This is a genomic window from Bacillus sp. RC251, assembly GCF_044908765.1.
In the GTDB taxonomy this organism is placed as follows: Bacteria; Bacillota; Bacilli; order Bacillales; family Bacillaceae_G; genus Bacillus_A; species Bacillus_A wiedmannii.
Window position 1 is genome coordinate 345,634 of the sequence record NZ_JBIYDP010000003.1, and the last position, 24,368, is coordinate 370,001.

Annotated in this window: 23 protein-coding genes, 1 pseudogene, 1 riboswitch and 1 other annotated feature; of the genes and pseudogenes, 13 read left to right on the forward strand and 11 right to left on the reverse strand. The window is 37.9% G+C overall.

Annotated elements, in window-relative coordinates; genetic code table 11:
- Window positions 1-87 precede the first annotated feature (87 nt).
- Complete coding sequence (locus tag ABH961_RS15795) at window positions 88-873, forward strand: glycosyltransferase family 2 protein (protein WP_098078140.1); 786 nt, start codon at window positions 88-90, stop codon at window positions 871-873.
- Here the strand turns inward: ABH961_RS15795 and ABH961_RS15800 are convergent.
- The 5 genes and pseudogenes from ABH961_RS15800 to ABH961_RS15820 all read right to left on the reverse strand — a co-directional run bounded on the left by ABH961_RS15800 (window position 842) and on the right by ABH961_RS15820 (window position 5,732).
- Window positions 842-1,765, reverse strand: coding sequence for an NAD-dependent epimerase/dehydratase family protein (locus ABH961_RS15800; protein WP_098078143.1), 924 nt, complete (start codon window positions 1,763-1,765; stop codon window positions 842-844). The genes ABH961_RS15795 and ABH961_RS15800 overlap by 32 nt on opposite strands.
- Entirely contained in the window at window positions 1,762-2,985 is a 1,224-nt protein-coding gene (locus ABH961_RS15805) for a methyltransferase domain-containing protein (protein WP_404519626.1), read from the reverse strand. The genes ABH961_RS15800 and ABH961_RS15805 overlap by 4 nt, the downstream gene beginning before the upstream one ends.
- A gap of 12 nt (window positions 2,986-2,997) precedes the next feature.
- Window positions 2,998-4,053, reverse strand: a complete 1,056-nt coding sequence (gene rfbG / locus ABH961_RS15810; RefSeq protein ID WP_098078147.1) for a CDP-glucose 4,6-dehydratase — start codon at window positions 4,051-4,053, stop codon at window positions 2,998-3,000.
- A gap of 1 nt (window position 4,054) precedes the next feature.
- Complete coding sequence (gene rfbF / locus ABH961_RS15815; RefSeq protein WP_098048014.1) at window positions 4,055-4,822, reverse strand: glucose-1-phosphate cytidylyltransferase; 768 nt, start codon at window positions 4,820-4,822, stop codon at window positions 4,055-4,057.
- A gap of 114 nt (window positions 4,823-4,936) precedes the next feature.
- A pseudogene (locus ABH961_RS15820) lies at window positions 4,937-5,732 on the reverse strand (glycosyltransferase family 2 protein).
- Window positions 5,733-6,007: 275 nt separating this feature from the next.
- Between ABH961_RS15820 and ABH961_RS15825 the strand changes: the two are divergent.
- The 4 genes from ABH961_RS15825 to ABH961_RS15840 all read left to right on the forward strand — a co-directional run bounded on the left by ABH961_RS15825 (window position 6,008) and on the right by ABH961_RS15840 (window position 9,234).
- Window positions 6,008-6,415: a MerR family transcriptional regulator gene (locus tag ABH961_RS15825; RefSeq protein ID WP_000285638.1), complete on the forward strand. Its 408-nt coding sequence runs from the start codon at window positions 6,008-6,010 to the stop codon at window positions 6,413-6,415.
- A gap of 121 nt (window positions 6,416-6,536) precedes the next feature.
- On the forward strand, window positions 6,537-7,865 hold the full coding sequence (locus tag ABH961_RS15830) for a hemolysin family protein (RefSeq protein WP_046957914.1): 1,329 nt from the start codon (window positions 6,537-6,539) through the stop codon (window positions 7,863-7,865).
- A gap of 52 nt (window positions 7,866-7,917) precedes the next feature.
- Window positions 7,918-8,331: an ATP synthase subunit I gene (locus ABH961_RS15835; RefSeq protein WP_048546511.1), complete on the forward strand. Its 414-nt coding sequence runs from the start codon at window positions 7,918-7,920 to the stop codon at window positions 8,329-8,331.
- A 354-nt stretch (window positions 8,332-8,685) separates the two neighbouring features.
- A complete protein-coding gene (locus tag ABH961_RS15840) occupies window positions 8,686-9,234 on the forward strand; it encodes a DUF2179 domain-containing protein (protein WP_048546510.1) in 549 nt (182 codons plus the stop codon).
- Window positions 9,235-9,329: 95 nt separating this feature from the next.
- On the opposite strand, the gene ABH961_RS15845 is transcribed toward ABH961_RS15840, so the two are convergent.
- A complete protein-coding gene (locus ABH961_RS15845) occupies window positions 9,330-9,569 on the reverse strand; it encodes a DUF3923 family protein (RefSeq protein ID WP_000747680.1) in 240 nt (79 codons plus the stop codon).
- A 76-nt stretch (window positions 9,570-9,645) separates the two neighbouring features.
- Window positions 9,646-10,026: a hypothetical protein gene (locus tag ABH961_RS15850; protein ID WP_098078153.1), complete on the reverse strand. Its 381-nt coding sequence runs from the start codon at window positions 10,024-10,026 to the stop codon at window positions 9,646-9,648.
- Window positions 10,027-10,380: 354 nt separating this feature from the next.
- On the opposite strand from ABH961_RS15850, the gene ABH961_RS15855 reads away from it, so the two are divergent.
- Window positions 10,381-11,295, forward strand: coding sequence for a tetratricopeptide repeat protein (locus tag ABH961_RS15855; protein ID WP_098078156.1), 915 nt, complete (start codon window positions 10,381-10,383; stop codon window positions 11,293-11,295).
- 81 nt (window positions 11,296-11,376) lie between these two features.
- Here ABH961_RS15855 and ABH961_RS15860 read toward each other — a convergent pair whose 3' ends face one another.
- Window positions 11,377-12,573 carry an MDR family MFS transporter gene (locus ABH961_RS15860; RefSeq protein ID WP_098078159.1) on the reverse strand — a complete coding sequence of 399 codons (1,197 nt, stop codon included), beginning with the start codon at window positions 12,571-12,573 and terminating at the stop codon, window positions 11,377-11,379.
- A gap of 112 nt (window positions 12,574-12,685) precedes the next feature.
- Between ABH961_RS15860 and ABH961_RS15865 the strand changes: the two genes are divergently transcribed.
- The 4 genes from ABH961_RS15865 (at window position 12,686) to ABH961_RS15880 (ending at window position 19,215) form a co-directional block, all read left to right on the forward strand.
- Complete coding sequence (locus ABH961_RS15865; RefSeq protein ID WP_141519997.1) at window positions 12,686-13,228, forward strand: CGNR zinc finger domain-containing protein; 543 nt, start codon at window positions 12,686-12,688, stop codon at window positions 13,226-13,228.
- A 41-nt stretch (window positions 13,229-13,269) separates the two neighbouring features.
- A complete protein-coding gene (locus tag ABH961_RS15870) occupies window positions 13,270-14,025 on the forward strand; it encodes a class I SAM-dependent methyltransferase (protein ID WP_098078164.1) in 756 nt (251 codons plus the stop codon).
- Window positions 14,026-14,174: 149 nt separating this feature from the next.
- Window positions 14,175-16,679, forward strand: coding sequence for a collagen-like protein (locus ABH961_RS15875; RefSeq protein WP_142330308.1), 2,505 nt, complete (start codon window positions 14,175-14,177; stop codon window positions 16,677-16,679).
- A 22-nt stretch (window positions 16,680-16,701) separates the two neighbouring features.
- The gene (locus ABH961_RS15880) at window positions 16,702-19,215 is read left to right on the forward strand and encodes a BC_3345 family exosporium-associated protein (protein ID WP_404519631.1); all 2,514 of its coding nucleotides are present in this window, start codon (window positions 16,702-16,704) and stop codon (window positions 19,213-19,215) included.
- 54 nt (window positions 19,216-19,269) lie between these two features.
- Here ABH961_RS15880 and ABH961_RS15885 read toward each other — a convergent pair whose 3' ends face one another.
- Complete coding sequence (locus ABH961_RS15885; RefSeq protein WP_000945246.1) at window positions 19,270-19,413, reverse strand: hypothetical protein; 144 nt, start codon at window positions 19,411-19,413, stop codon at window positions 19,270-19,272.
- Between the two features lie 96 nt (window positions 19,414-19,509).
- A riboswitch (cyclic di-AMP (ydaO/yuaA leader) is annotated at window positions 19,510-19,652 on the reverse strand.
- A 29-nt stretch (window positions 19,653-19,681) separates the two neighbouring features.
- A complete protein-coding gene (locus ABH961_RS15890; protein ID WP_404519632.1) occupies window positions 19,682-20,152 on the reverse strand; it encodes a GNAT family N-acetyltransferase in 471 nt (156 codons plus the stop codon).
- 136 nt (window positions 20,153-20,288) lie between these two features.
- Between ABH961_RS15890 and ABH961_RS15895 the strand changes: the two genes are divergently transcribed.
- Both ABH961_RS15895 and ABH961_RS15900 read left to right on the forward strand, forming a co-directional pair.
- Window positions 20,289-20,537: a GlsB/YeaQ/YmgE family stress response membrane protein gene (locus ABH961_RS15895; protein ID WP_000539721.1), complete on the forward strand. Its 249-nt coding sequence runs from the start codon at window positions 20,289-20,291 to the stop codon at window positions 20,535-20,537.
- Window positions 20,538-20,600: 63 nt separating this feature from the next.
- Window positions 20,601-21,722 (forward strand): AI-2E family transporter, encoded by a 1,122-nt coding sequence (locus ABH961_RS15900; protein WP_048546503.1) that lies wholly within the window; start codon window positions 20,601-20,603, stop codon window positions 21,720-21,722.
- A 28-nt stretch (window positions 21,723-21,750) separates the two neighbouring features.
- Here the strand turns inward: ABH961_RS15900 and ABH961_RS15905 are convergent, their stop codons facing one another.
- Window positions 21,751-22,908 carry a 1-deoxy-D-xylulose-5-phosphate reductoisomerase gene (locus ABH961_RS15905; RefSeq protein ID WP_048546501.1) on the reverse strand — a complete coding sequence of 386 codons (1,158 nt, stop codon included), beginning with the start codon at window positions 22,906-22,908 and terminating at the stop codon, window positions 21,751-21,753.
- Between the two features lie 138 nt (window positions 22,909-23,046).
- Window positions 23,047-23,255, forward strand: a binding site (T-box leader).
- Window positions 23,256-23,298: 43 nt separating this feature from the next.
- Between ABH961_RS15905 and ABH961_RS15910 the strand changes: the two genes are divergently transcribed.
- Complete coding sequence (locus ABH961_RS15910) at window positions 23,299-24,297, forward strand: tryptophan--tRNA ligase (RefSeq protein WP_404519634.1); 999 nt, start codon at window positions 23,299-23,301, stop codon at window positions 24,295-24,297.
- Window positions 24,298-24,368: the final 71 nt, after the last annotated feature.

Here is a 24,368-nt window from a genome sequence, read left to right on the forward strand (position 1 = left end):
ATATGGTAGAAAAACATATTTTTAAAATATAAGAAACCAATTACATAACTGATAAGTATAGTAAGAGTAGGATGAAAAAGTAGATTAATAGAGAACGAGGAGGAGATTGTTATAACTACAACCGTTATTTCTCATTTTTATAACGAAGAGTATTTATTACCGTGGTGGCTTGCTCATCATACGAAACTGTTTGATCATGGCATTTTAATTAATAAAGGTTCAACAGATCGTTCGGTTGAAATTTGTAAAAAATTCGCGCCGCACTGGGAAGTACGAGATTCTGCAAATCCAGAATTTGATGCATTAGCGACAGATCATGAAGTGATGAGGGTAGAACAAGAAGTAAAGGGATGGAAAATGATTTTAAATACGACTGAGTTTCTTTGTGTGCAAGATAAAAATCAGTTTTGGAAATCACTAAATGAATTGGGAGGGAGGATGTATTGGCTGGAAGGGATTATTATGGTCGATGATCTTAACTATAATTATCCGGACCTTAACTTTGGAATATCTTTAATGAAACAGCGATTTCACGGTTATTTACCAGAAGATTGGCCGTTATGGAGAAGAGGTAGATTTATTCATAATCATGAACATGGAAGTTATACGGTTGGAAGACATTTATCTGCACATGAATCTATGATTTATCCGCCACTTGCGTGTATTGCATGGTTTGGTTTCAGCCCTTGGAACGATGCGATGAGAAAGAGGAAATTACAAATTGGCCCGACTCTTTCTGAAGCTAGTAAGCATGGGGGAATGGGAACACATCATATTATTACACCTGAAAAATTAGAAGAATGGTATAAGGATTTAGCGAGAGGTACGAAGGATTTACGTTTTAGTGGTGCGTATCGTTATGCTTTTTTATAAATGATTCCCACCATAAAATTGTTTCTTCAATCCCAGTATTTAGATCGTATGTTGGTTTCCAGTTTACTTCAGTTTTTAAACGTTCTACATTAACGCCGACGAATAAAGGTTCATCTTTAGAGAAAGGGATCGCACCTAGTTTAATTAAATATTCTTTTCCTATCTTTTTAGCAATGATAGAAGCTAATTCTTTAATTTGTACAGATTGACCAGAAGCGATATTGATTGTGCCTGTAACGCCATGTTCTAATACTGTTACGAGAGCATCAGCGACGTCGCTCACATGGAGGAAATCTCTTGATTGTTTTCCATGTGTACATAGTGCTTCCTCATTTTTTAATAAGGAAGTGATAATGTTAGAAATGAGCCGATTCCCTTGTTCGTGAGGGCCATACATATGAAAGATGCGGCCCCAACACATGCTGAGGCTGGTTTGCTCAGCGTACGTTTGTAGCCAAGAGTGTAGTGCGTTTTTACATAATGCATACGGTGTTTTATAGGAAAGAAGCGGTGAATCTTCAAATAGTACGCCGTTAAACCATTCATATTCTGCGCCAGTACCTGCAACAATGACTCGCTTTCCACCGCATGTTGTGAAGTGTTGAATTAATGAGATACTGGATGTAAGCCAATAGTAATTATTAATAGATACGTAACACGCTGGCGGCACCGCTTCCCAAGCTAAATGAATGAGATGACTAGGTTTAATGTCGTAAATGAGTTTTTTTACTTCTTCATCGCAAAGTAAGTTTACTTTATGCCAATGGCAAGTAAGGTGAGAAGGCTTATTTGTATTGTAGGTGGCGTGCACTTCATAGCCCTTTTGTATAAGAGAATTTACAACATATTTACCAATCCATCCACTACCGCCTGTTACAAGGATTTTTTTCATGGCTCAATCACCTCAACTTCTGGAATCGTTACTAAAAATTTGCCGCCCCATTCACGAATGAAAGAGCATTCTTTCATAATTTCATCTTTTAAATTCCAAGGAAGTATGAGAATGTAATCGGGTTTTGTACGTTTAATTTCTTCTGGAGATTGTATTGGAATACGGGTGCCTGGTAGAAGGAGATTTTGTTTGTGAGGGTTTTTATCTACTGTATAAGCTAGAAATTCTTTGCCTATCCCGCAATAATTTAAAAGGGTGTTTCCTTTAGCTGGAGCACCGTAACCGATAATTTGTTTGTTTAAAGCTTTTGCTTCGATAAAAAATTTTAAAATATTTATTTTCAACTGTTCGATGCGTTTAGAAAAAAGGAGATAGCAATCTAATGTATCTAGCCCGTGATCTACTTCTTTTTGGATTAAGTTTGTAACATTGGAATGGATAGTGGATGAGTCACTATAATGCTTTATAAAAATGCGCAAGGAACCACCGTGCGTTGCAAGTTCTTCTACATCGACAATTTGTAAATGGTGATGAGCTAAAACTTTTTGAAGACTTATAAGTGAGAAATAGGAGAAATGTTCATGGTAGATCGTATCAAACTGTTTAAATGATATGAGATTTAATAAGTGCGGGAATTCAATTGTTATCGTGCCATCTTGTTTTAATAACGTTTTTAAACCGGCAACAAAATCATGCAAGTTCGGGACGTGTGCTAATACGTTATTTGCGACGATTAAATCAGCTTGTGGTAATTTCTCTGCTAAATCATTGCTGAAAAAATTCACTTCAGTAGGAATTCCTTTTTGAATAGCGATTTCTGCTACATTTTTTGCTGGTTCAATTCCTAACGTTTCGATATGTTCTTTTTGAAAGTATTGTAATAAGTACCCGTCGTTACTCGCGATTTCAATCACTTTCGAATGATTGGTTAAGTTGAAACGCTTAATCGCCATTTCTACATATTGCTTAGCGTGTAGTAGCCAACTGGAGGAGTAAGAGCTGAAGTATAAATAGTCATGAAAAATGTTGTGCGGAGATTCAAATTCATCTAATTGTACAAGTAAACAAGAGTTACAAACAAATGTGTGCAGCGGATAGAATGGTTCCATTTTATATGAGTGTTCAGGATCTACAAATGAGTTAGCGAGAGGGGAAACACCTAAATCTAGAAAAGTATTTGTTAGTAATGAGTGGCAAAAACGGCATTTTTTCAGTTCCATTTTATAGCCCCCTTATAAATTTTTGAATGCATCGATTTGTTGGCGCGTGAAAGATTCCATATTTTCACCAGATGCATATTTCTTGTACCAATCAACAGTCCAAGCGATAGAGTGATCTGTTGATAACTTAGGAGTCCAACCGAGTTTATTTACTGCTTTTGTACTATCGAGTGTTAAAATAGGTGATTCATAAGGAGTGTTTGTATGAGGAGAAAGGATTGTTAGTGGTTTATTCCATAATTTCATTATAGATTGAATGACATTATGAACGGTTCTGTTAGGTTCATTTATCGGGCCGAAATTCCACGCCGCTGCACATTCGGCGTCTTTCCAAAGTTTTTCAGCTAAAAGGATATAGCCATGTAAAGGATCTAATACGTGTTGCCACGGGCGAATAGCGTTTTTGTTTCTAATATTTAATGTACCATCTTGTAAATATGCACGAATGATATCCGGGAATAATCGGTCTTCTGCCCAATCACCACCGCCGATGACGTTACCTGCTCTTACTGAGGCAAGATGCAGAGTGTTAGTGCGAAAGAATGATTTTTGATATGATGTTGCAACTAGTTCAGCACAAGCTTTACTAGCACTATAAGGATCGAAACCTCCTAGCCGGTCAGTTTCCACGAATGCCCGGTTACCGCTCCCGTCATTTTCATAACATTTATCACTTGTAACATTAATGATGCCGCGTATACTTTCTATATGTTTTGCCGCTTCTAATACGTGAACAGTACCTAAAACATTCGTCTTAAATGTTTCGATAGGATTTTTGTATGAAGTGGTGACGATTGGCTGGGCTGCTAAATGAAATAGTATGTCCGGGTTATGTTGTTTCAGGGCATGGAATAAAGAATCGTAATCTGTAATATCGCCTTTAATTGATGTGCATTCTTTTGCTACGTTACCTTGTTCAAAAAGGTTAGGGAAGGATGGGGGATGAGAAGAATAGCCAACTACTTCTGCGCCTAAAGAACTTAAAAAAAGGGTGAGCCATGAGCCTTTAAAGCCAGTATGTCCCGTAATGCATACTTTTTTCTTATTCCAAAAAGATGATGAAGCCATATTACCAAACCTTCCACGGAGCGTTATTACTTTCCCATAGCTCGACTAATTTATTTTTATCGCGCAATGTATCCATCGGATGCCAAAAACCAGTATGTTCATATGCAGCCAATTCGTTTTTGTTTACTAACTGAACTAAAGTGTCTGTTTCAAAAACAGATGTATCTCCACTAATGTAATTGAAAACATCAGGATTTAAAACGAAAAATCCACCGTTAACCCATCCGCCATCACCTAGTGGCTTCTCTTGAAAGGATGTTACAGATTGTTTATCTAAGACGAGAGAACCGAATCTACCAGGAGGTTGTACGGCTGTAACAGTAGCCGTTTTGCCGTGTTTTTTATGAAATGCAATGAGTTCTTTTATATTTACATTACTTAATCCATCGCCGTAAGTGAGGCAGAAAGGTTCGTCCCCGATGTAATTTTGTATTTTTTTAACTCGTCCACCTGTTTCGGTATTTAGACCGGTATTAATCAGTGTAACTTTCCATGGTTCTATACGATGAGAATGGTTAGTAATCGTATTGTCGTTTAAATGTATCGTGAAATCGGACATGTGTAAGTTGTAATTTAGAAAAAATTCTTTAATTGCATATCCTTTATAGCCTAAGCAAATAATAAATTCAGTAATCCCGTAATGGCTATACAAACTCATAATGTGCCATAGAATAGGTTTTGTTCCAATTTCAATCATAGGTTTTGGTTTTAAATGAGTTTCTTCCCCAATCCTTGTTCCGTATCCACCTGCAAGAATAACAGCTTTCATTTTTTCCTCCTAAAATAAAAATTTATAATATATACAGTATTCATATGAAATACAAATGGTATGGTTTTTAGCTAAGTGCGTAAAAATATGTGAAACATGATAGGATGAGAAATATTAAGGTTTGAATTTAGGGAATAATTGTTGATACTCAGGGTGATTACGTAGATCTTGTGTCGTCTTAGTTAGCAGTAAAAATCGAACTTCGAGTTCCTCAGAGGACTGACCATATTGTGTTTGAAGTCCCATTTGAACGGCCTCTTTTAAAAGGGTAGGTGTAATTTGTAATTTTCTTGCCTTTGTATGTTCGTTCCAAGGGCTAAAATAAAATTTAAAAATGAATGAAGGGGAGTTATAAACGATAGGTTGGTGCTGCGTAAAATGTCTGCCTGGTAAATATGCGCCGTCAAGATGGTTGTGTATAAATCTCCAGGCACAGCCGATTTCTGGTTTATAAGGAAAGAGCCCGTGATATCGTTGCTCTACTAATGGAATAGAATATCTTAGTTTTGAATAATTGTAATTATGCTTATCAATCATGACAATCATTCTAATCGCATACATATTTTGGCCTAACGTATGAAGTGATGAGAAAAACTCTTCTATATTGTTACAACAAAGAAATTCCGTAGTATTTAATACCATTTTCCAACCTGAAACCTCTCTTTCAATTTCCATCACCTCAATATCAGTATTAGTGGGATCGAAATCAAGGAATCTTGAATTTCGTACTTCCCAGTTGGGAGCAAATAATTTACAAATTACAACAGAACGATCTGTAGAACCTCTATTAATTAATATGCCGTGATCAAATATTTTTGTATGATGGCATAAGCCACCATGGTAATAAATACTCCTCGTTATAAAAGTGAGAGATAATTGTCCTAGTGATTTTAATCTCCTCCAGTTGCATAAATAATGATTTTATTTCAATATTATTATCATATGTTTTAAATTAAGGAAGGTTGAAAGGAATGTGTGATTCCATTTTTACATTTGGTATCGGCATATCGAAAAAACAGTAATCTAACTATTTAGATAGAGTTATAGAGTGAGAATATACTACATACTTAGATAGCATGTGGAATTTTGTATAAATTATGAATAATAAACCGTCACGTTTGACTGTACAGTTTATGTATTGTATGATGGTAGTAATATAAACAAGGGGGGAAGATCGTTGGGAAGGTGTATCGAATCGGACAGTTGGCTCTCATGGCTCACGTGTCGAAACGCACGATTGATTATTATACGAATCTAGGAATCTTAAAAGCGGAGCGATCTCAATCTAATTATCGCTATTACGATGAAACAGCATTTGAGACATTACAATTTATTGAGAAGTGCAAAGAAATGCATATGCCGCTTTGTGAGATTAAAGAGAAAATCGAGGAGAAGAAGAAGCTGCTCGGTATCAATGAACACGTTTCGAAACAAGTGAATGAAGTGACAGACCATATTCATCGATTAGAAGCAGAGTTAACGGAGTTAAAGCCGCTTTTAGATGGATTGACTGATTCACAACGTGAAAAAATATCGAAATCTTTATCTGGTCAAACGACAGCTTTAATACAGACACTTGTTCTATTATTATAGAAAAAAGTGAAATCCGACCTCTTTAATTTTTGTATCGGGCTATGTTTTCTAATGAACAAATAAGAAAACATTATAGTATACAGGAGGTGGACACCTTAGTTTTTTAAACTAAGGGGATTCATTGGAAATATTTAATTTAGTCATGGTTGCGATTTTAATCGCATTTACTGGATTTTTCGTAGCAGCAGAGTTTGCGATTGTAAAGGTACGTTCAAGTCGTATTGATCAGCTTGTTGCGGAAGGGAAACGCGGTGCTTTAGCAGCGAAAAAGGTAACAACAAATTTAGATGAATATTTATCTGCTTGTCAATTAGGTATTACAGTTACAGCTATGGGATTAGGTTGGTTAGGTGAACCGACAATTGAAAAGTTATTACACCCGTTATTTGAGAAATGGAACATAAATCCTTCTATCTCATCAGTATTAACATTTGGTCTTGCTTTTATGCTAATGACGTATCTACACGTTGTAGTAGGGGAATTAGCTCCGAAAACGATGGCAATTCAAAAGGCTGAACAAGTAACATTGTTATTGGCAGGTCCGTTAATGATGTTCTATAAAGTCATGTATCCATTTATTTGGGTATTAAACGGTTCAGCTCGTGTTGTAACTGGCTTATTCGGTTTAAAACCGGCTTCAGAACATGAAGTAGCTCATACAGAGGAAGAATTACGCCTTATCCTTTCAGATAGCTATGAAAGTGGCGAAATTAATCAGGCTGAATACAAGTATGTAAATAACATTTTTGAATTTGATAATCGTATTGCAAAAGAGATTATGGTACCGCGAACAGAAATCATTGGTTTCTACCTGGAAGATTCAGTAGAAGAACACATGAAAGTAATCCAAAATGAACGATACACACGTTATCCGATTTTTGGAGAAGATAAAGATGATATTATCGGTATGGTCAATGTAAAAGATTTCTTTATTCGATATATGAACAACGATAAAGAAGATTTATCATCGATTCGCACGTATATGCGTCCGATTATTGAAGTGATGGAAACAACTCCAATTCACGATTTATTACTTCAAATGCAGAAGAAGCGAATTCCGATGGCTGTTTTATATGATGAGTACGGAGGAACAGCCGGAATTGTAACGCTTGAAGATATCTTGGAGGAAATCGTCGGCGAAATTCGTGACGAATATGATGAAGATGAAGCACCACCAATTCAGCATGTAAATGAGCACCATAAAATCGTTGATGGAAAAGTGCTTATCTCCGAAGTGAAAGATTTATTTGGATTACACATTGAAGAAGATGATGTGGATACAATTGGTGGCTGGATTATGATGCAAAATCATGAAATTGAAGAAGGACAACACGTTGAGGCGGAAGGTTATGAATTTAAAGTGTTAGAAAAAGATGCTTACCAAATTAAACGTGTTGAAATTCGTAAGATGGAACAAGAGCAAGAAGAAGAGAAAGCAGCAACTGTGTAAGTTGCTGCTTTTCTTCTAAAGTATAAAAAATGTGAAATTAGGAGCGGATATTTTGATTCAAGCAGCCTTACGTGTATATCGATTACAATTGTATGCGATCTTTAGTGGTTTACTACTTATGTGGACGATTACTCCGTTTGGAAAACAAGTAACAGGGTTTGGTATCGGATTAGCTGTAAGTGCATATTGCCTTTGGTTATTGGCTCGCAGAGTGGAGAAACTCGGGAAAAGTATCGTAATGAAAGAAAAGGCTCCTGGATTAGGAGTTTTAAACCGATTTGCAGCAGCCATTTTAGGAGCTATTATTATGTATGAAATTGAGCATGAAATGGAAATGTGGGCATTCGGTACAGGCATTTTAGGTGGTCACTTTTTAATGATTGCGAATTTAGCTTATGCAAATGTGCAGTTAGTGAAAGAAGAAGAGAAGCAAAGAGAACAGGCTTCGAAAAACATAGAGCTATGATGAAAGGGACCAAATCGAGGTTCCTTTTTTAGTTTAGCGATAATATAAAGTGAAGGCTAATAATCAGTGGGGGTTTTCTTCATCCCCCACTGATTATTAGCCTTCACCAATCGGACTTTTATGGGCAGTTGATCCCCCACCTAACTTCTTTGCTTTCGCTGGATTTTGAGGTAGGGGTCTTACTGCCCATTAAAGCGGGATAAAAGGAATCAAATTAACGACAAATATAATACGCTTCTTTTTTACGTTTTTCAATAGTATGAAAAATAATAAAAAAAAATTAAAAAACCCATCGATTTCTAAAGGTTATGTATGTTATCATGACAAAAGACTTTTTGAAAGAGGTGGATACCAATGTTACAAGCGTTACTTATTTTTGTGCTTCAAATTATTTACGTTCCCATTTTAACAATCCGTACGATTTTGCTTGTAAAGAATCAAACAAGATCCGCTGCTGGTGTTGGATTGTTAGAAGGAGCTATTTACATTGTCAGTTTAGGTATTGTGTTTCAAGATTTATCAAATTGGAAGAACATCATTGCCTATGTCATTGGCTTTAGTGCGGGACTGTTATTAGGCGGTTATATAGAGAATAAATTAGCAATTGGTTATATTACGTATCAAGTTAGTTTACTAGACCGTTGTAATGAATTAGTAGATGAATTACGTCACTCTGGATTTGGCGTTACAGTATTTGAAGGTGAAGGTATTAATTCTATACGTTATCGCTTAGATATCGTAGCAAAGCGTTCTAGAGAAAAAGAACTGTTAGAAATTATTAATGAAATTGCACCAAAAGCGTTTATGTCTTCTTATGAAATCCGTTCATTTAAAGGTGGATATTTAACGAAGGCGATGAAGAAAAGAGCGTTAATGAAGAAGAAAGATGAACATGCATCGTAAAAAAGGGGAGTATAAGCCCATATGTAAAAGAGAGGAATCTATTTTGATGTAGATTCCTCTCTTTTTTATGAAAAAATTATCTGTTAATTGAAAAACTAAATCGTATAATTATTTTTTCTACTCATTCTCAAATTTATGATTAGCCATATAACTTGAAAAAATACCGGTATGATAAACGCGATTAATAAAACGATAAGTGATATGGATTTAATTTCGGGTGTTTGGATAACACCAGCACCATCAACGTCGCGTAACCAAATAATAGCGGCCCATATTCCAAAAACGATAATCCAAAATATGTTACCGATCCACCAAGAAATCCATCGTTTTTTCATGTTAACACCCCTTACATTTCTCCTCTGTTAAAAGTATATTTTTGTTTGTTACATTTATAAGGAAATACCTATAAAATTAATCTTTTTTAACTGTATATCTAACTTGTTTAAACGTTACCATCTCTCCATCTTTATGATCATCTTGCGTTTGCAAAAGTTGAACTTTTGGTTTGTAATCTGTCCTATGAGCGTGCTCGATATCTTTAATGTTAACTTTGTAGGATTCGCCATTATTAATTTTTTGTTCCAATACTTTTTTATTGGCGACATAAATAAACGTCACTTTATTTTCATCAATGCCTTCAGTCTTAAATTCTAATTCGTTATCTTTTGTTGTAATCGTCGGTGTTAATAATTCAATACTGCCTTTTCCAGTTTCTAAAGAATTTTCTGCTATAGTTGAACATCCGGATAATATGATTCCGATGAATAGAAGAGCACTTAATTTCTTTCTCATAACATCCCCCAATTTTAAGTAATTTTTGATTTTGGCATTGCTAGACTGCTAGTGTGGAACGTAACTGTTTAGCTAGCACTCTTTTTAATTGTACCATAATATGTAAATTTAAACAGGCTGTATATCCAATTTAAGGGTTTTGAAAAGTTTACTTATTGTTTTAAATCAGTATCTTTCCAGTAGGTATATATTTTCTGTAGAAAGCAGTGTTGTCAAAATCATTATGAATTGGCTATCCAACTACATGATGACATGTAGACAGGCGAAAGAACTTATTTTTATAGAAATTACAATTTTTTCATATTAAAATAACGATGTGGAATAGATGAATTCATTCACTTCGGAGGTAGTTACTTGAACATTAACGAGAAGGCAATTGAAATGTTTGAACAAAATAAATATGAGGAAGCAATGGAACTGTTTCAACGAGCTGTACATGAATCTAGAGGTGTACAATCTCTCAATAATCTTGCTTGGATGTACTTTTATGAGGAAGAGGATGATGATAAAGCTCTTGAATTAATAAGAGAAGTTGTTAAGTTGAATCCTTCCTCATACTTTCCTTATAACATCTTAGGGGAAATTTACACGAAACAAGAAAAGTGGGAAGAAGCGAAAGAAGTATTACAAAAGTCTATTTCGATGCAACCATCGGGTGAAGCATTTCACAATGTAGCTGTAGCGCATTATAACCTTGGAGAGTTAGAAAAAGCTTCGGAATTTTTCTTGCGAGTTGCAGGGGATTCGGACTATATCATGTATAGCTATGTAAAATGTTTAATTGATTTAGGGCGAACGACAGAAGCGAAAGAGAAGTTAGATGCTTTTAACAGGAGATCTGATGATTTTTTAGGAGAAATTCATGTAGCAGATTTATATGTTGAGTTGAATTGCTATAAAGAAGCAATTGAATGGTTCGAAAAGGGATATAAAGAAGTTTGGAAAAGCCCCAATTGGATTGGTAGATTTGTTTATGCTTTATATAAAGCTAATAATTTCACCCGTATAAATGAAGTTATACGGGAATCTATCGAAGCGAAAACAGCAGAAATAGAAGATGTTCAGAATGAAGAAGTAGAAGAAAACTGGACAGAAAAAGATAAGAAAGAGTTAATTGAGGAATATACAGAAGAGAATAATTGTTATAAAAAAATGATAGAACGTATCAAATCTGGATATGTTCCAGGGTTAGAATTTGAAAATTATCATATAGGGGCTTGTTATTTGTTTGGTTGTAAAAGACATAATTATCTTGAATATGAAGAATAAAAAAATTCGACTGTCACATATGATGGTCGAATTTTTTATTATAGGCTGGTTGTCTAAAGGTACCATCTCAATTGTAATGTGTTAAAGGTGTTTTGTATTATTACATAGGTATATATCTTCTTTAGAGAATCCTTTTTTAATATTTAAAATATGTAGTGAAATAAAACCGATAAGTCCAATTCCACCGAAAATAAGCCATGGTGTATACATTCCGCTTAAGTTGGCTGTAAAAGATGTACCGGTATAATTACCGATGATAAAACCAAATGCGAGTGATAGTTGATAAAATCCGAAGTAAGTAGCTGTATATGATTCGTTACTGTAATTTGCAATAGCGATATCAGCGTTAGGTAATACGAGTGTTTCGCCAATTGTAAATAAAATTACACAAATAAATAGCCAATATGGGTGTGGAAATAAAGGAATGAGTAAAAAAGAAAAACTCATTAATAAAACACCGTATTTAATAATCGAAAGTGTATTGTATTTATGAAATAGTTTACGAAATAATACCATAAATATGACGCCTGTTATTGCATTTATCGTAATAACGAGTGTAGCAAGCGGATTGCTATTACTAATGTTTTTCATATGAAGTGGAAGTGCGACAGTAAGCTGAGTAAACATAATATAGAAGAAAATCATGATAAATGAAAACAGAAGAAAAGGCTTGTTTTGTAAGATAGCCTGTATTCCAAATGTAATAGACGTGTTTTCAGTAGTGACTTGGAAGTGATTTTTAAGTAAGTAAAAGATAAAAGCGAATAACAGCATAAGTGATCCTGTTAGAGAGAAAGCATAGATGGGATTGAGTAAGAGTAAGAACCCTCCTGCAATTGGTCCGATTATTGCACCGCAATTAAAACTAAGGTTTAAATATGTAAATAAATTTTTTCTCATATGAGCTGGTTGTGAGCCGAATATGGCGCGCGCAGCAGGTTCGTAAAATGCCGTTCCGAAGCCAATAAGTGCAGAAGAAATAGAAATTGTATAGAAATCAGAGCATATTCCTAAAGCGATAAATCCGATTCCTCTTAAAAATAATCCGGCTATCATCATGATGATATAGCCTATTTTGTCAGCAATTAATCCTGAGAATAAAGGGATAACTCTTGATGTGATTGTCATAACAGTCAACACTGTTCCTACTTGAACAGCAGAAAAATGAAGAAAGCTTAATAGATAAATAGCTAAAAATGCGTATACTGCAAAATACCCAAAAGACATAAAGAATGAAGAAATAAGCATGAAACGTATCGGTATTGAGAAACTTTTCATAGAACTCCTCCTAATATTGTAACCAGTAAAATTGTTTAATGGTTAACTAATTTATATTATAATTATACATAAAGTCAGAAAAAAGTAAATTTTAAGAAGAAGGTGGATGAAATTGAATCAAAATGCACCAAATGAATTAGAATATATTCGGGAATTTTTAAATACATGGAAAATACCAAACGATACGAGAGAGCCAATTGATATGCTGCAAACAGAAGAGGATATAAACCTCTTTATGAAAAAATATTTTCATAAAGAGGTTCCATTTCATACGATAGAGGAATTAAAAAGTTTTCGAGAAGATATTCGGTTAACGGTTGAAGGCGAAGGATCATTGCAAAAGTGGTTAGAGAAATACCCATTTCATGTACATGTAAAGGAAGGTATGAAAGGTATTACATATGAGCCTGTGCACGAAGAGAATGTATATACAAAAGTATTAAGCATTGTGTTAATGTCAATTCAAGAAAATTTGTGGGGGAGGTTAAAAGCATGCCCAGATTGTCGCTGGGTATTTTATGATCATTCGCGAAATGGAAGTAAAAGATGGTGCGGTATGTATGCTGGAGAAGAAGGTGGAAGAGCGTGCGGTACGATTGCGAAAGTGAAAAATTACCGGGCGAAGAGAAAAGGAAGATCAGGTTATAATGTGTAATTTATATTAGGGGAAGAAAATGGGATGGGGGAATGTAGAATATGAAAGGGACACAAATGTTAACTTTAAATAAAAAGTGCTGGGATAAAGTTGCGCCATATTTTTTTCAAGTGGATTGTTTACCGAAGTATGGTCCGTATACCGCGTCTGAAGATGAGATTCATTTGTTCGATTCAATTAGTAATAAAAAGGTTCTTGATATTGGATGTGGAAGTGGGCATTCGTTGCAATATATGGCAGAACATGGGGCAGAGGAAGTATGGGGTCTTGATCTTTCTAGTGAACAAATTAAAACAGCGAATGAAACGTTAAAGTGTTGGAATCCAAAGTTAATATGTGGAGCAATGGAAGAGGAAGGAGATATTCCGAAAGGGTATTTTGATATTGTATATTCCATTTATGCATTAGGTTGGACTTCAGATTTAGGAAAAACGTTGGAATTGATTTATTCGTATGTAAAGCCGGGAGGAAGTTTTATTTTTAGCTGGGAGCATCCCATATATTCAAACTTACAGTATGGTACAGAAGAAATTACTTTAAAGTCTTCTTATCATGAGGAAACTCCTATTACGTTTGAAACATTTAAAGGAGAAAATGTACAAGCGACATTATATAAGAGAAAAATAAGTACATACATAAATGAGTTAAATAGAGTGGGATTTACAATTGAGAGAATAGAAGAGCCTGAACCAGCGACCTCGTTTGATGGAGAACGAGCTGAGACGTCTACGAAATATTATTCATTATATAAAGCGAGAATGGTGCCAACTACTTTTATTATTAAGGCGAGAAAGTAAAGTGTTTTTATAAAAAGAAGCCTATCATTTCAAATAGATGAAATGATAGGCTTCTTTATTTTTTAAAAAATGAGGTCAGAGGTGTACTTTTCTTATAAAAATGCATTTCATATAAAAGGTGTAATTATTTTTGGGGAAGGGGGATTGTTGTGCGTCGTCATAGAAAGTGCAAAAAATTTGGAGTGGCACTGCCTCTTCCGCTTATAGGAGCAACGGGTCCTACTGGTAATAGTGGTCCAACTGGTCCAACTGGAGGGCATGAAGGTCCTGTCGGGCCTCCGGGAATCACTGGACCTATAGGAGCAACGGGTCCACAAGGCTCTCAAGGTATTCAAGGCATACAAGGTTCGCGAGGAACAATAGGAGCTCAAGGAATACAAGGTGCCATTGGTGATACTGGAGAGCAAGGAATTACAGGTCCAGTCGGCTTACAAGGTCCTCAAGGATTAATTGGAGAGCAAGGTCCTGTTGGCGATATTGGATTACAAGGACTAGAAGGAATACAAGGAATTACAGGCCCTGCTGGTAGTCAAGGTATACAAGGCGTCCAAGGGATACAAGGAGAAATAGGCGAACGAGGACAAACGGGAGCACAAGGAATGCAAGGTGTGACAGGTGAAGCTGGTATTACAGGTGTAACAGGTCCACAAGGTCCTCAAGGTGCGCAAGGAATACAAGGGGAGGACGGAACTACAGGTATACAAGGAGAAGAAGGTCCACAAGGAATACAAGGAATTACTGGAGAGCAAGGACACCAAGGTGATCAAGGGATACAAGGTGTAACTGGTCCAACTGGTTCTACTGGAATACAAGGCCCTCAAGGCATAAGCGGAATAAAGGGGATAACAGGTGTAATAGGCCCTCAAGGTCCACAAGGAATACAAGGGATACAAGGAGTAAGGGGATCCACAGGTTTTCAAGGACCAAAAGGAATACGAGGGATAACAGGAGCAACCGGATATACTGGTACACAAGGTGCAGAAGGTCCACCTGGAGGGCCAACAGGAATAACCGGTCCAATTGGTCCCTCTAGTGGAGTGACTGGTCCATCTGGCCCGCCCGGTCCACCTGGAGGACCAACAGGTCCAACGGGTGAAACTGGTGAACGTGGTGTAACAGGGGGAACTGGTGTAATAGGAGTGCAAGGGTTACAAGGAATAGCTGGTCCAACTGGTCCTCAAGGTGTAAGAGGAGCGCAAGGAGCTCAAGGTGTAGTTGGAGCAGTTGGATTTCAAGGAGCACAGGGGCCCCAAGGCTTTCAAGGAATAACAGGAGCAACCGGTGTAGAAGGCCCAATAGGCATACAAGGTCCACAGGGAGAAATTGGTCCAACTGGTGCAGAAGGTCCTAAAGGTGTGCAAGGTATACAAGGGGTAACAGGTCCAACAGGGGCACAAGGAATACAAGGGTTACAAGGAATAATAGGTCCTGCAGGAGTGGCAGGAGCGGCAGGAGTCCAAGGCCCACAAGGAATACGAGGAGAAACAGGAGCAACTGGAGCACAAGGTATACAAGGCCCTCAAGGGATACGAGGGGAAACAGGAGCAGCTGGCGTTCAAGGGCTGCAAGGACCTCAAGGAATACAAGGGGAAAATGGATTGACTGGTCCACAAGGTGCTCAAGGTATGCAAGGAGTTCAAGGAATAACAGGTCAGGCAGGTGCCATTGGTTTACAAGGGTCTCAAGGAATACAAGGTATAGTAGGCCCAACAGGAGCGCAAGGCTCTCAAGGTATGCAAGGAATACAAGGAATAACAGGTCCGACAGGTGCGCAAGGAATTAGAGGTCCTCAAGGGAATATAGGGGAAGATGGGATAACGGGCCCACAAGGCGTGCAAGGTGCGCAGGGTATTCAAGGCCCACAAGGTCCACAAGGAAACGTTGGAATTATTGGTGAAACAGGAGAAACAGGAGCGACCGGAGCAACAGGGGCGACCGGAGTACAAGGGATACGAGGCGTTCAAGGGATTATAGGGATACAAGGAAGTACAGGAAGTACAGGACCTACCGGAGCAACCGGAGTAACTGGAATACAAGGTACTCAAGGTATTCAAGGTTTGCAAGGCCCAACTGGAGTAAGTGGAATGACAGGGGTTAGTGGTAGTCAAGGGCCAGCCGGGGCGCAAGGTAGTCAAGGGCCGATTGGAGCTGTGGGACCTACCGGAGCCACTGGTAGTATAGGGGTTATAGGTTTCTTAGGAATAGCAGGTGCAACAGGGGCGACTGGTTTACCTAGTGGTGGTTATTTCTTTTCTACTTCAACGAGTGCAATTGCAGCGAATGCGTTAATATCAATTAATTCCGGAGCTACAGTTTTTGGTTCTGATGTCAGTTTAACAAATGCAACAACTGTAACGTTAAGTACGCCGGGAATATATTTAGTCAGCTATTATTTTCAAGGTGATCCAAATGGGGGGAATGAAACGATTTCCGTGAGGCTCACGTTAAATGGAACGCAAGTCGCAGGGAGTTTTATTTTTTATGTTACAGGAGGTACTTTTGTATTAGAACCAGCGGTTTCGAATACGATGGTCATTAATGTTACTTCTTCAAATGCTACTTTATCTTTGCAAAATGGTCCATTAGCTATTGGGCATGTAACGACATTATCTGGTGTGATAACAGCTAGTTTAAATGTATTAAAAATAGTTTGATACGTTAGTTATAACGGGGGAGATGCTTGTGAGGGATCAAGATAAGTGTAGTAAGTTTCAAGCACCTATTCCTTTTCCGGCGTCAGGTATTACGGGGCCAACTGGTCCAACGGGTCCGACAGGTTCTTTAGGTGGACCGACTGGCCCGCAAGGAATACAAGGCGTACAAGGATCAATTGGTCCAACAGGTCCGACAGGAATTCAAGGAGTGCAAGGGGTGCAGGGAGAAATTGGCCCAACTGGTCCAACTGGCTTAACAGGACCACAAGGTGCTCAAGGTAGTCAAGGTCCGATGGGTCCTCAAGGCCCGCAAGGAATTCAAGGTGTTCAAGGTATACAAGGCGAAAGGAGTTCGACTGGTCCAACAGGTATTCAAGGGATACAAGGAATACCTGGACCAATGGGAGAAACAGGTCCAACCGGAATACAAGGTATACAAGGAGTGCAAGGAGAAATTGGTCTAACCGGCCCAACCGGAATACAAGGTATACAAGGAGTGCAAGGAGAAATCGGTCCAACTGGTCCAACTGGAAATACGGGTATACAAGGTGTTCAAGGTAATTTAGGGAGTAGTGGTTTACAAGGGGTAACAGGAATACAAGGCATTCAAGGGCCGATTGGTCCAACTGGTCCAACAGGTTCTCAAGGAATACAAGGGGAACAAGGGCCGATGGGACCAACAGGAGCAACTGGCATTCAAGGTTTACAAGGTCCACAAGGTGAGATGGGTCTAACCGGTCCAACCGGCTCTCAAGGAATTCAAGGGGTGCAAGGTGTAATAGGCCCAACAGGGGCAACTGGCTTGCAAGGGGATCCAGGTCCAACCGGCTCGACAGGTCAGGCGGGAGTAACTGGTCCAACGGGATCTGCAACAGGTCCAACAGGAGCAACGGGTCCAACAGGTCCGCCAGGAGGCCCAACAGGTCCAACGGGTCCAGCAGGATCACCAGGAGGTCCAACAGGTCCGACGGGAGCAACTGGTGCAACGGGATCGACAGGAGCAACGGGAGCGACTGGAATTCAAGGAGTGCAAGGAGTACAGGGACCAACAGGAGCAACAGGTTTAACGGGTTTGCAAGGAGTGCAGGGACCAATGGGGGCAACAGGTCCAACGGGTGATCAAGGTATTCAAGGACCCCAAGGTGTAATGGGAGTAACAGGCCCAACCGGTTTACAAGGTTTACAAGGTTTACAGGGACCGGTAGGAGCAACCGGCCCAACCGGCCCGCAAGGCGTGCAAGGCGCGCAGGGTCCAATCGGGCAGGCAGGCCCGCAAGGAATACAAGGCATACAAGGTGAGCAAGGAGTAATGGGAGCAACTGGCCCAACAGGCTTACAAGGTCTGCAAGGAATCCAAGGTCCACTCGGTCCAACCGGTCCTCAAGGTTTACAAGGAGTGCAAGGTCTAAGTGGAATAACAGGTCCAACTGGCCCTCAAGGTATACAAGGAATTCAGGGGCCACAAGGAGATATAGGTCCAACGGGAGCGACTGGAATACAAGGAGTACAAGGTCCAGAGGGTCCAACAGGTCCAACTGGTGCAACAGGCCCGCAAGGAATTCAGGGAATACAAGGGATACAAGGTCCAACGGGTCCACAGGGCATTCAAGGTCTGCAAGGAATCCAAGGTCCGATTGGTCCAACAGGCCCAACTGGACCTCAAGGAATACAAGGAATAACCGGATCAACAGGTCCAACCGGTCTAACCGGGGCAACAGGACCTACGGGAGCAACTGGTCCACAAGGAATCCAAGGAATCCAAGGTCCACAAGGGGTAACGGGGCAGGCGGGAGCAACAGGAGCGACGGGAGTAACGGGTCCACAAGGGATCCAAGGAATCCAAGGCCCACAGGGGATAACGGGTCCGACGGGAGCAACTGGAGCGACGGGAATAACAGGTCCACAAGGAATCCAAGGAATTCAAGGTCCACAAGGTGTGACGGGAGCAACCGGATCAACCGGAGCGACTGGAGCGACTGGTGCAACAGGACCGACAGGAATCCAAGGAATACAAGGAATAACAGGAGCAACAGGGGGAACGGGAGTAACAGGCCCAACAGGTGTCACGGGCCCAACCGGTTTAACAGGAGCAACTGGATCATCTGCTATATCAACAGGTGGCGGCTATTTCTTTTCTACATCAACGAGTGCCATTGCAGCCAATGCCAATATTCCAATTAATAGTGGATCTACAGTATATGGAACAGGTGTATCTTTAACTAGTGCCACAACGGTTACCGTATCTACGCCAGGAATATATTTGGTAAGTTATTATTTTCAAGGAGATGCAAGTGCTGGGAATGAGACAGTATCTGTCAGATTATTATTAAATGGAGCTCAACTAACAGGGAGTTTTATACAAAACGTAACGACATCAACTGTAGTAATCGAACCTGCCATTTCAAATACACTTCTTGTCAATGTAACGAGTGCTAATTCCACGTTAGTATTACAAAATGGTCCGTTAGGTGTAGGGCATGTGACGACTATAGCAGGTGCGATTACGGCAAGTTTAAATGTAGTGAGAATTTTATAAGAAATATAAAAAACACAAGGAATGTCTATACAGACACACCTTGTGTTTTTTTCTTTATCTTTTCGGTTGAAAAATATGTTGAAAGAAGTATTTGTGATGTAAGTTATCTACAACTTTATTTGCTTGATATGTGCGATGTTGTTCGAGTCGAAGTCTTTGCTCCATCATTTTTATTGCGTGATCAGATAAACGTAACATTATACATGTCTCCTTTTCTATAAATATAGGTGTCTATTGGTATCGATTCCATATTTATAATTAAGGAGGTACACTTTGTAACATAGGCAAAAAGCACCTTCCTCTCCCATTACGCTTACGAGGTTAGCTGTCGGACTCGGGAAGTGAGAGTTTCCCTACTTAAAAAAGATTCGCCCCAAGTAGCATGGCTACAAAAATGGTTCCCCCGCTCCAAAATTTGGACTCAGCAAAAGGTTTTATAAAGTAAAAGATAACATAAATAAATTAATTAGTCAAACTGTTTATTGTTTTCTGATTTTTTTAGTGAGGTTAAAACCACTCCATCAGGTAATATAATATCATTTATTTTAATAAATCCATGTTTTTTATATAAAGACAGAGCAGGTGTATTTTCTTTCCCTGTTTGTACAATATATGTTTGTGAAGGGGAGAACATGTCAAATACATAAAGTAGTAGTTTTGTGGCGATTCCTTTATGAAAATGATCGGGGGATACTACTAAACGATGAATATCAACTTCCTCTTCATCCGTTTTAAAAGAAATAAACCCAGCAAGTGTATCTTCATAAAAATAGCCGTAAAAAATTTCATCACATAATTGAATATCGGCTACAGTATCATAAAGACGAGGAATAGCCGTACTATTTATATATTTTGCCTCAATTTCATAAGCGGGTATTTGAATGTTTAAAATAGAAGTAGCGGTGTTGTGAGAAGTTGTTATTAATTTTTGAATCATAGGGTAAAACCTCCTTATAGGCTTTATTTTCATAGATTTGACAAGATTTTTCTTTATTGGATATAATAATTATAATAGTTACATAATAATTTAGTATTAAAAAGAAATACACTATAATAGAAATGGAGGACTAAAAATGGGATGGATTATCACATTAATAGTTGGTGCTATTATAGGTGCAATTGCAGGTTCTATAACGGGTAAAAATTTTCCGGGTGGTATGTTTGGAAATATTATCGCAGGTTTGTTAGGTGCTTCATTAGGTGGTAGGCTATTTGGATCTTTTGGGCCATCATTTGGTGGGATTCATGTCGTGCCAGCATTATTAGGTGCAATCGTATTAATTCTTATTGTATCATTTGTAGTGAAAGCTGCAAGAAAATAAAGATATAGATCATGATGAAAAGCCCTGAATAAGGGCTTTTCATCATTCGAAGAGGTGGTTTCATTGGAGAAATTAAATATTAGAAAAAGAGATAAGTTGAAAAAGTTTTTTAGAGAACAAAATTATTTAGCGGTGTTACTCGGCTTTGCGTTATTGTTTATTAACATATTACTGCTAACGAAAATTTCTTTTGTTTTTACTCCGTTTATCGTCTTTTTAAAAACAATTTTCTTCCCCGTATTATTAGCGGGAGTGCTATTTTATATTTTGCATCCATTCGTTTCGCTTTTAGAAAAGAAAGGTGTTTCCAGAATCGTATCAATCGCTTCTATATATATAATAGTACTAGGATTATTTGTATTTTTAGTTGTAACAGTAATCCCGATTATTAAAGATCAAATTGATGCATTAATAGATAACTTACCGTATTTCGGTCATGAAATTGAACGAGCAGCACGTAGATTCGGGGAAAGTAATTTACTGGGCAAAATTCAAGAGAATTTAAATATTGATGTAGCAAGTATGGTAAAAGACTACACCGTTGATTTTACGAAGTCACTATCATCAGTAACTGGAAATGTAACTGGATTTTTAAGTACTGTTACAGAGGTCGTTTTAACGTTTGTAATGGTTCCGTTTATATTGTTCTATCTTTTAAAAGATGGTGAACAATTACCGAACCACTTTTTAAAGTTTATTTCAGAGCAAAGACAACCAGCAGCGATGAGAATACTAGATGATATGCATTATGCGATTAGCTCGTATATTAGAGGACAAATTATCGTTAGCTTGTTTATCGGTATTATGCTATTAATCGGTTACCTTATTATTGGTATTAAATATGCGGTATTACTCGCTATTTTAGCAATGATTGTAAATATCGTTCCGTACGTAGGACCAATCATTGCAATTACACCAGCATTAATTATCGCATTTATTGACTCGCCAGCAATGGTGTTAAAAGTAATTATCGTTATGATGGTCGTACAATTAGCAGAAGGTAAATTTATTTCTCCGCAAGTTATGGGAAAAAAGCTAGACATTCACCCAATTACTATCATTTTTATTATTTTAACTGCCGGAAATTTATTTGGAATTATGGGGATTATTTTAGCAATTCCAGGATATGCGATATTAAAAGTGTTAGTAACGCATAGTTATAGATTTGTTAAGTTGAATACGTAAAAAAAGAGCTAAAACAGATAAAACTGTTTTAGCTCTTTTTTATTAATAATTGATTTGCGTATTGGCGTGCCCATTGATCAGCTTCTAATATAGCATCGAGTGAAGGATCTTTTACATTATGATGGGCTTCAACTGTATTGTAAATTGTTTTTTCAATATCGAAAAATGCAATTTCATTTTTAAGAAATAATGCATTTGCAATTTCGTTCGCTGCATTTAATACAGCTGGAGTTGTACCGCCAATTTTGCCACATTCAAATGCGTATTGTAGACAGGGGAACTTCTCTAAATTTGGTTTTTCAAAATGCAAACTACCAATTTCTAATAAATTTAATTTTTCATAGGATGAAGGTAGTCGAGTAGGGTAGTGAAATGCATATTGAATCGGCATTCTCATATCAGGGGCACCGAGCTGTGCCATGACTGATCCATCAATAAACTCTACTAAAGAGTGAATGATACTTTCTTTATGAATCATAACATTAATTTTTTCATAAGGAATATCGAATAGCCACTTAGCTTCCATCACTTCAAACCCTTTATTCATTAACGTGGCAGAATCTATCGTTAGTTTTGCCCCCATTAACCAGTTTGGGTGTTTTAAAGCATCCTTCGCTTGTAATGTTTTCATTTCTTCACGTGTTTTATCACGAAAAGCGCCGCCAGAAGCTGTAACAATTAATTTTTCGATTTCCTTATTATTTTCCCCATTTAAACACTGGAAAATAGCTGAATGTTCACTATCGACAGGAATTAGGCGGCATCCGTTTTGTTTCGCTAGTTCGGTTACGATATGTCCAGCTGCAACTAAAGTTTCTTTGTTAGCGATGGCGATATCTTTCTTCGCCTTTAATGCTTCAATTGTTGGGAGTAAACCTGAAACACCGACAACTGAACTTAATACAAGATTTGTATCAGGATGGGTAGATACTTCAATTAAACCATCAGTTCCATATGTAATTTTTGTATTTGTTGAAATACGAGAACGCAATGTGTCCGCTAATTCTTTTGTCGCTACGCTTACAATACGAGGCTGAAACGATTCGATTTGCTTTTCGAGAAGATCGATATTATAATTTGCGGTTAAACCGACGATTTTAAAATGTTCAGGATGAGCGGAAACGACATCTAATGCAGATGTGCCAATGGATCCCGTTGAACCTAAAATGGATATATATTTTACCATGAAAAAACCTCCAAAGTTGTTTCGAGTATTTCTGCAAACCTATATATTATTAGACAATCAAGGTGAAAATTCCTGCCATATAAAACAGGAAATTAGGGTTTAATTGGAAAGGGAATGTGATAAACTGTAAAAAAATAACGAAAAGCAATGAAAGAGAAGAGTACATATTCGAAACTTTTCAGAGAGCTGATGTGTGGTGGAAATCAGTAAGGGATGAATATGGAATGGGCTCCGGAGCTTCTCGCTGAAATGAGTAGGCAAAGACGGTTACTTCACGTTAAGAAGTTGAAGTGAGCTATTAATGATAGCTAATTAAGGTGGTACCGCGGGAGTCTCTCGTCCTTTTTTAAGGATGAGGGGCTTTTTTATTTTGAGAAAGGAGGGGTTAGTGTGAGTGAAAAAATAATGTTAACAGGAATTAAGCCAACTGGTTATCCGCATCTAGGAAATTATATTGGTGCGATTAAACCTGCGCTGCAAATGTCAAAGAATAATGAAGGAAACGCATTGTATTTTATAGCGGATTATCATGCGTTAAATGCTGTGCATGATTCAGAAAAGTTCAGTAGTTATACGAAAGAGGTAGCAGCTACTTGGTTATCACTCGGACTTGGAGAAGATGTTATTTTTTACCGACAAACAGAAGTGCCAGAGATTTTAGAACTAGCTTGGATATTAGCTTGTCTAACTCCGAAAGGTCTTATGAACCGTGCTCATGCGTATAAAGCGAAAGTAGAGCAAAATAAAGAAGCAGGGTTAGAGGTAGATGCTGGAGTGAATATGGGATTATATACGTACCCGATTTTAATGGCAGCTGACATATTATTATTTCAAGCTACTCATGTACTAGTCGGGAAAGACCAAATTCAGCATATTGAAATCGCGCGTGATATTGCGTCATATTTTAATCATACATTCGGCATAACATTTACGCTTCCGGATTATGTCATACAAGAAGAAGGTGGCATTTTACCTGGTCTTGATGGAAGGAAGATGAGTAAAAGTTACGGAAATGTGATCCCATTATTTGCAGAACAAGAAAAACTACGAAAGTTAATATTTAAAATCAAAACAGACTCCTCACTTCCGAATGAACCGAAAGAACTAGAAACGTTATATACAATTTATAAAGAATTTGCGACAGAAGATGAAATACAGTCGATGCGTGAAAAGTATGAAACTGGTATTGGATGGGGCGATGTAAAAAACGAGTTGTTTCGCGTTGTAGACCGCGAATTAGCTGGACCTCGTGAGAAATATGTGATGTATATGAATGAGCCGAATTTATTATATGAAGCGTTAGAAAAAGGTGCTGAGAAGGCGCGTGAAATTGCGAAGATAAATTTAGCAGAAATTAAAAAACGGATTGGATTTGAGAGGGGGCGCTGAGCGTTCCCTTATTTTTTTACAAAAAAAATCGAACGAAATCCCAATTTGTTACCAATATAGAGTGAGGAGGG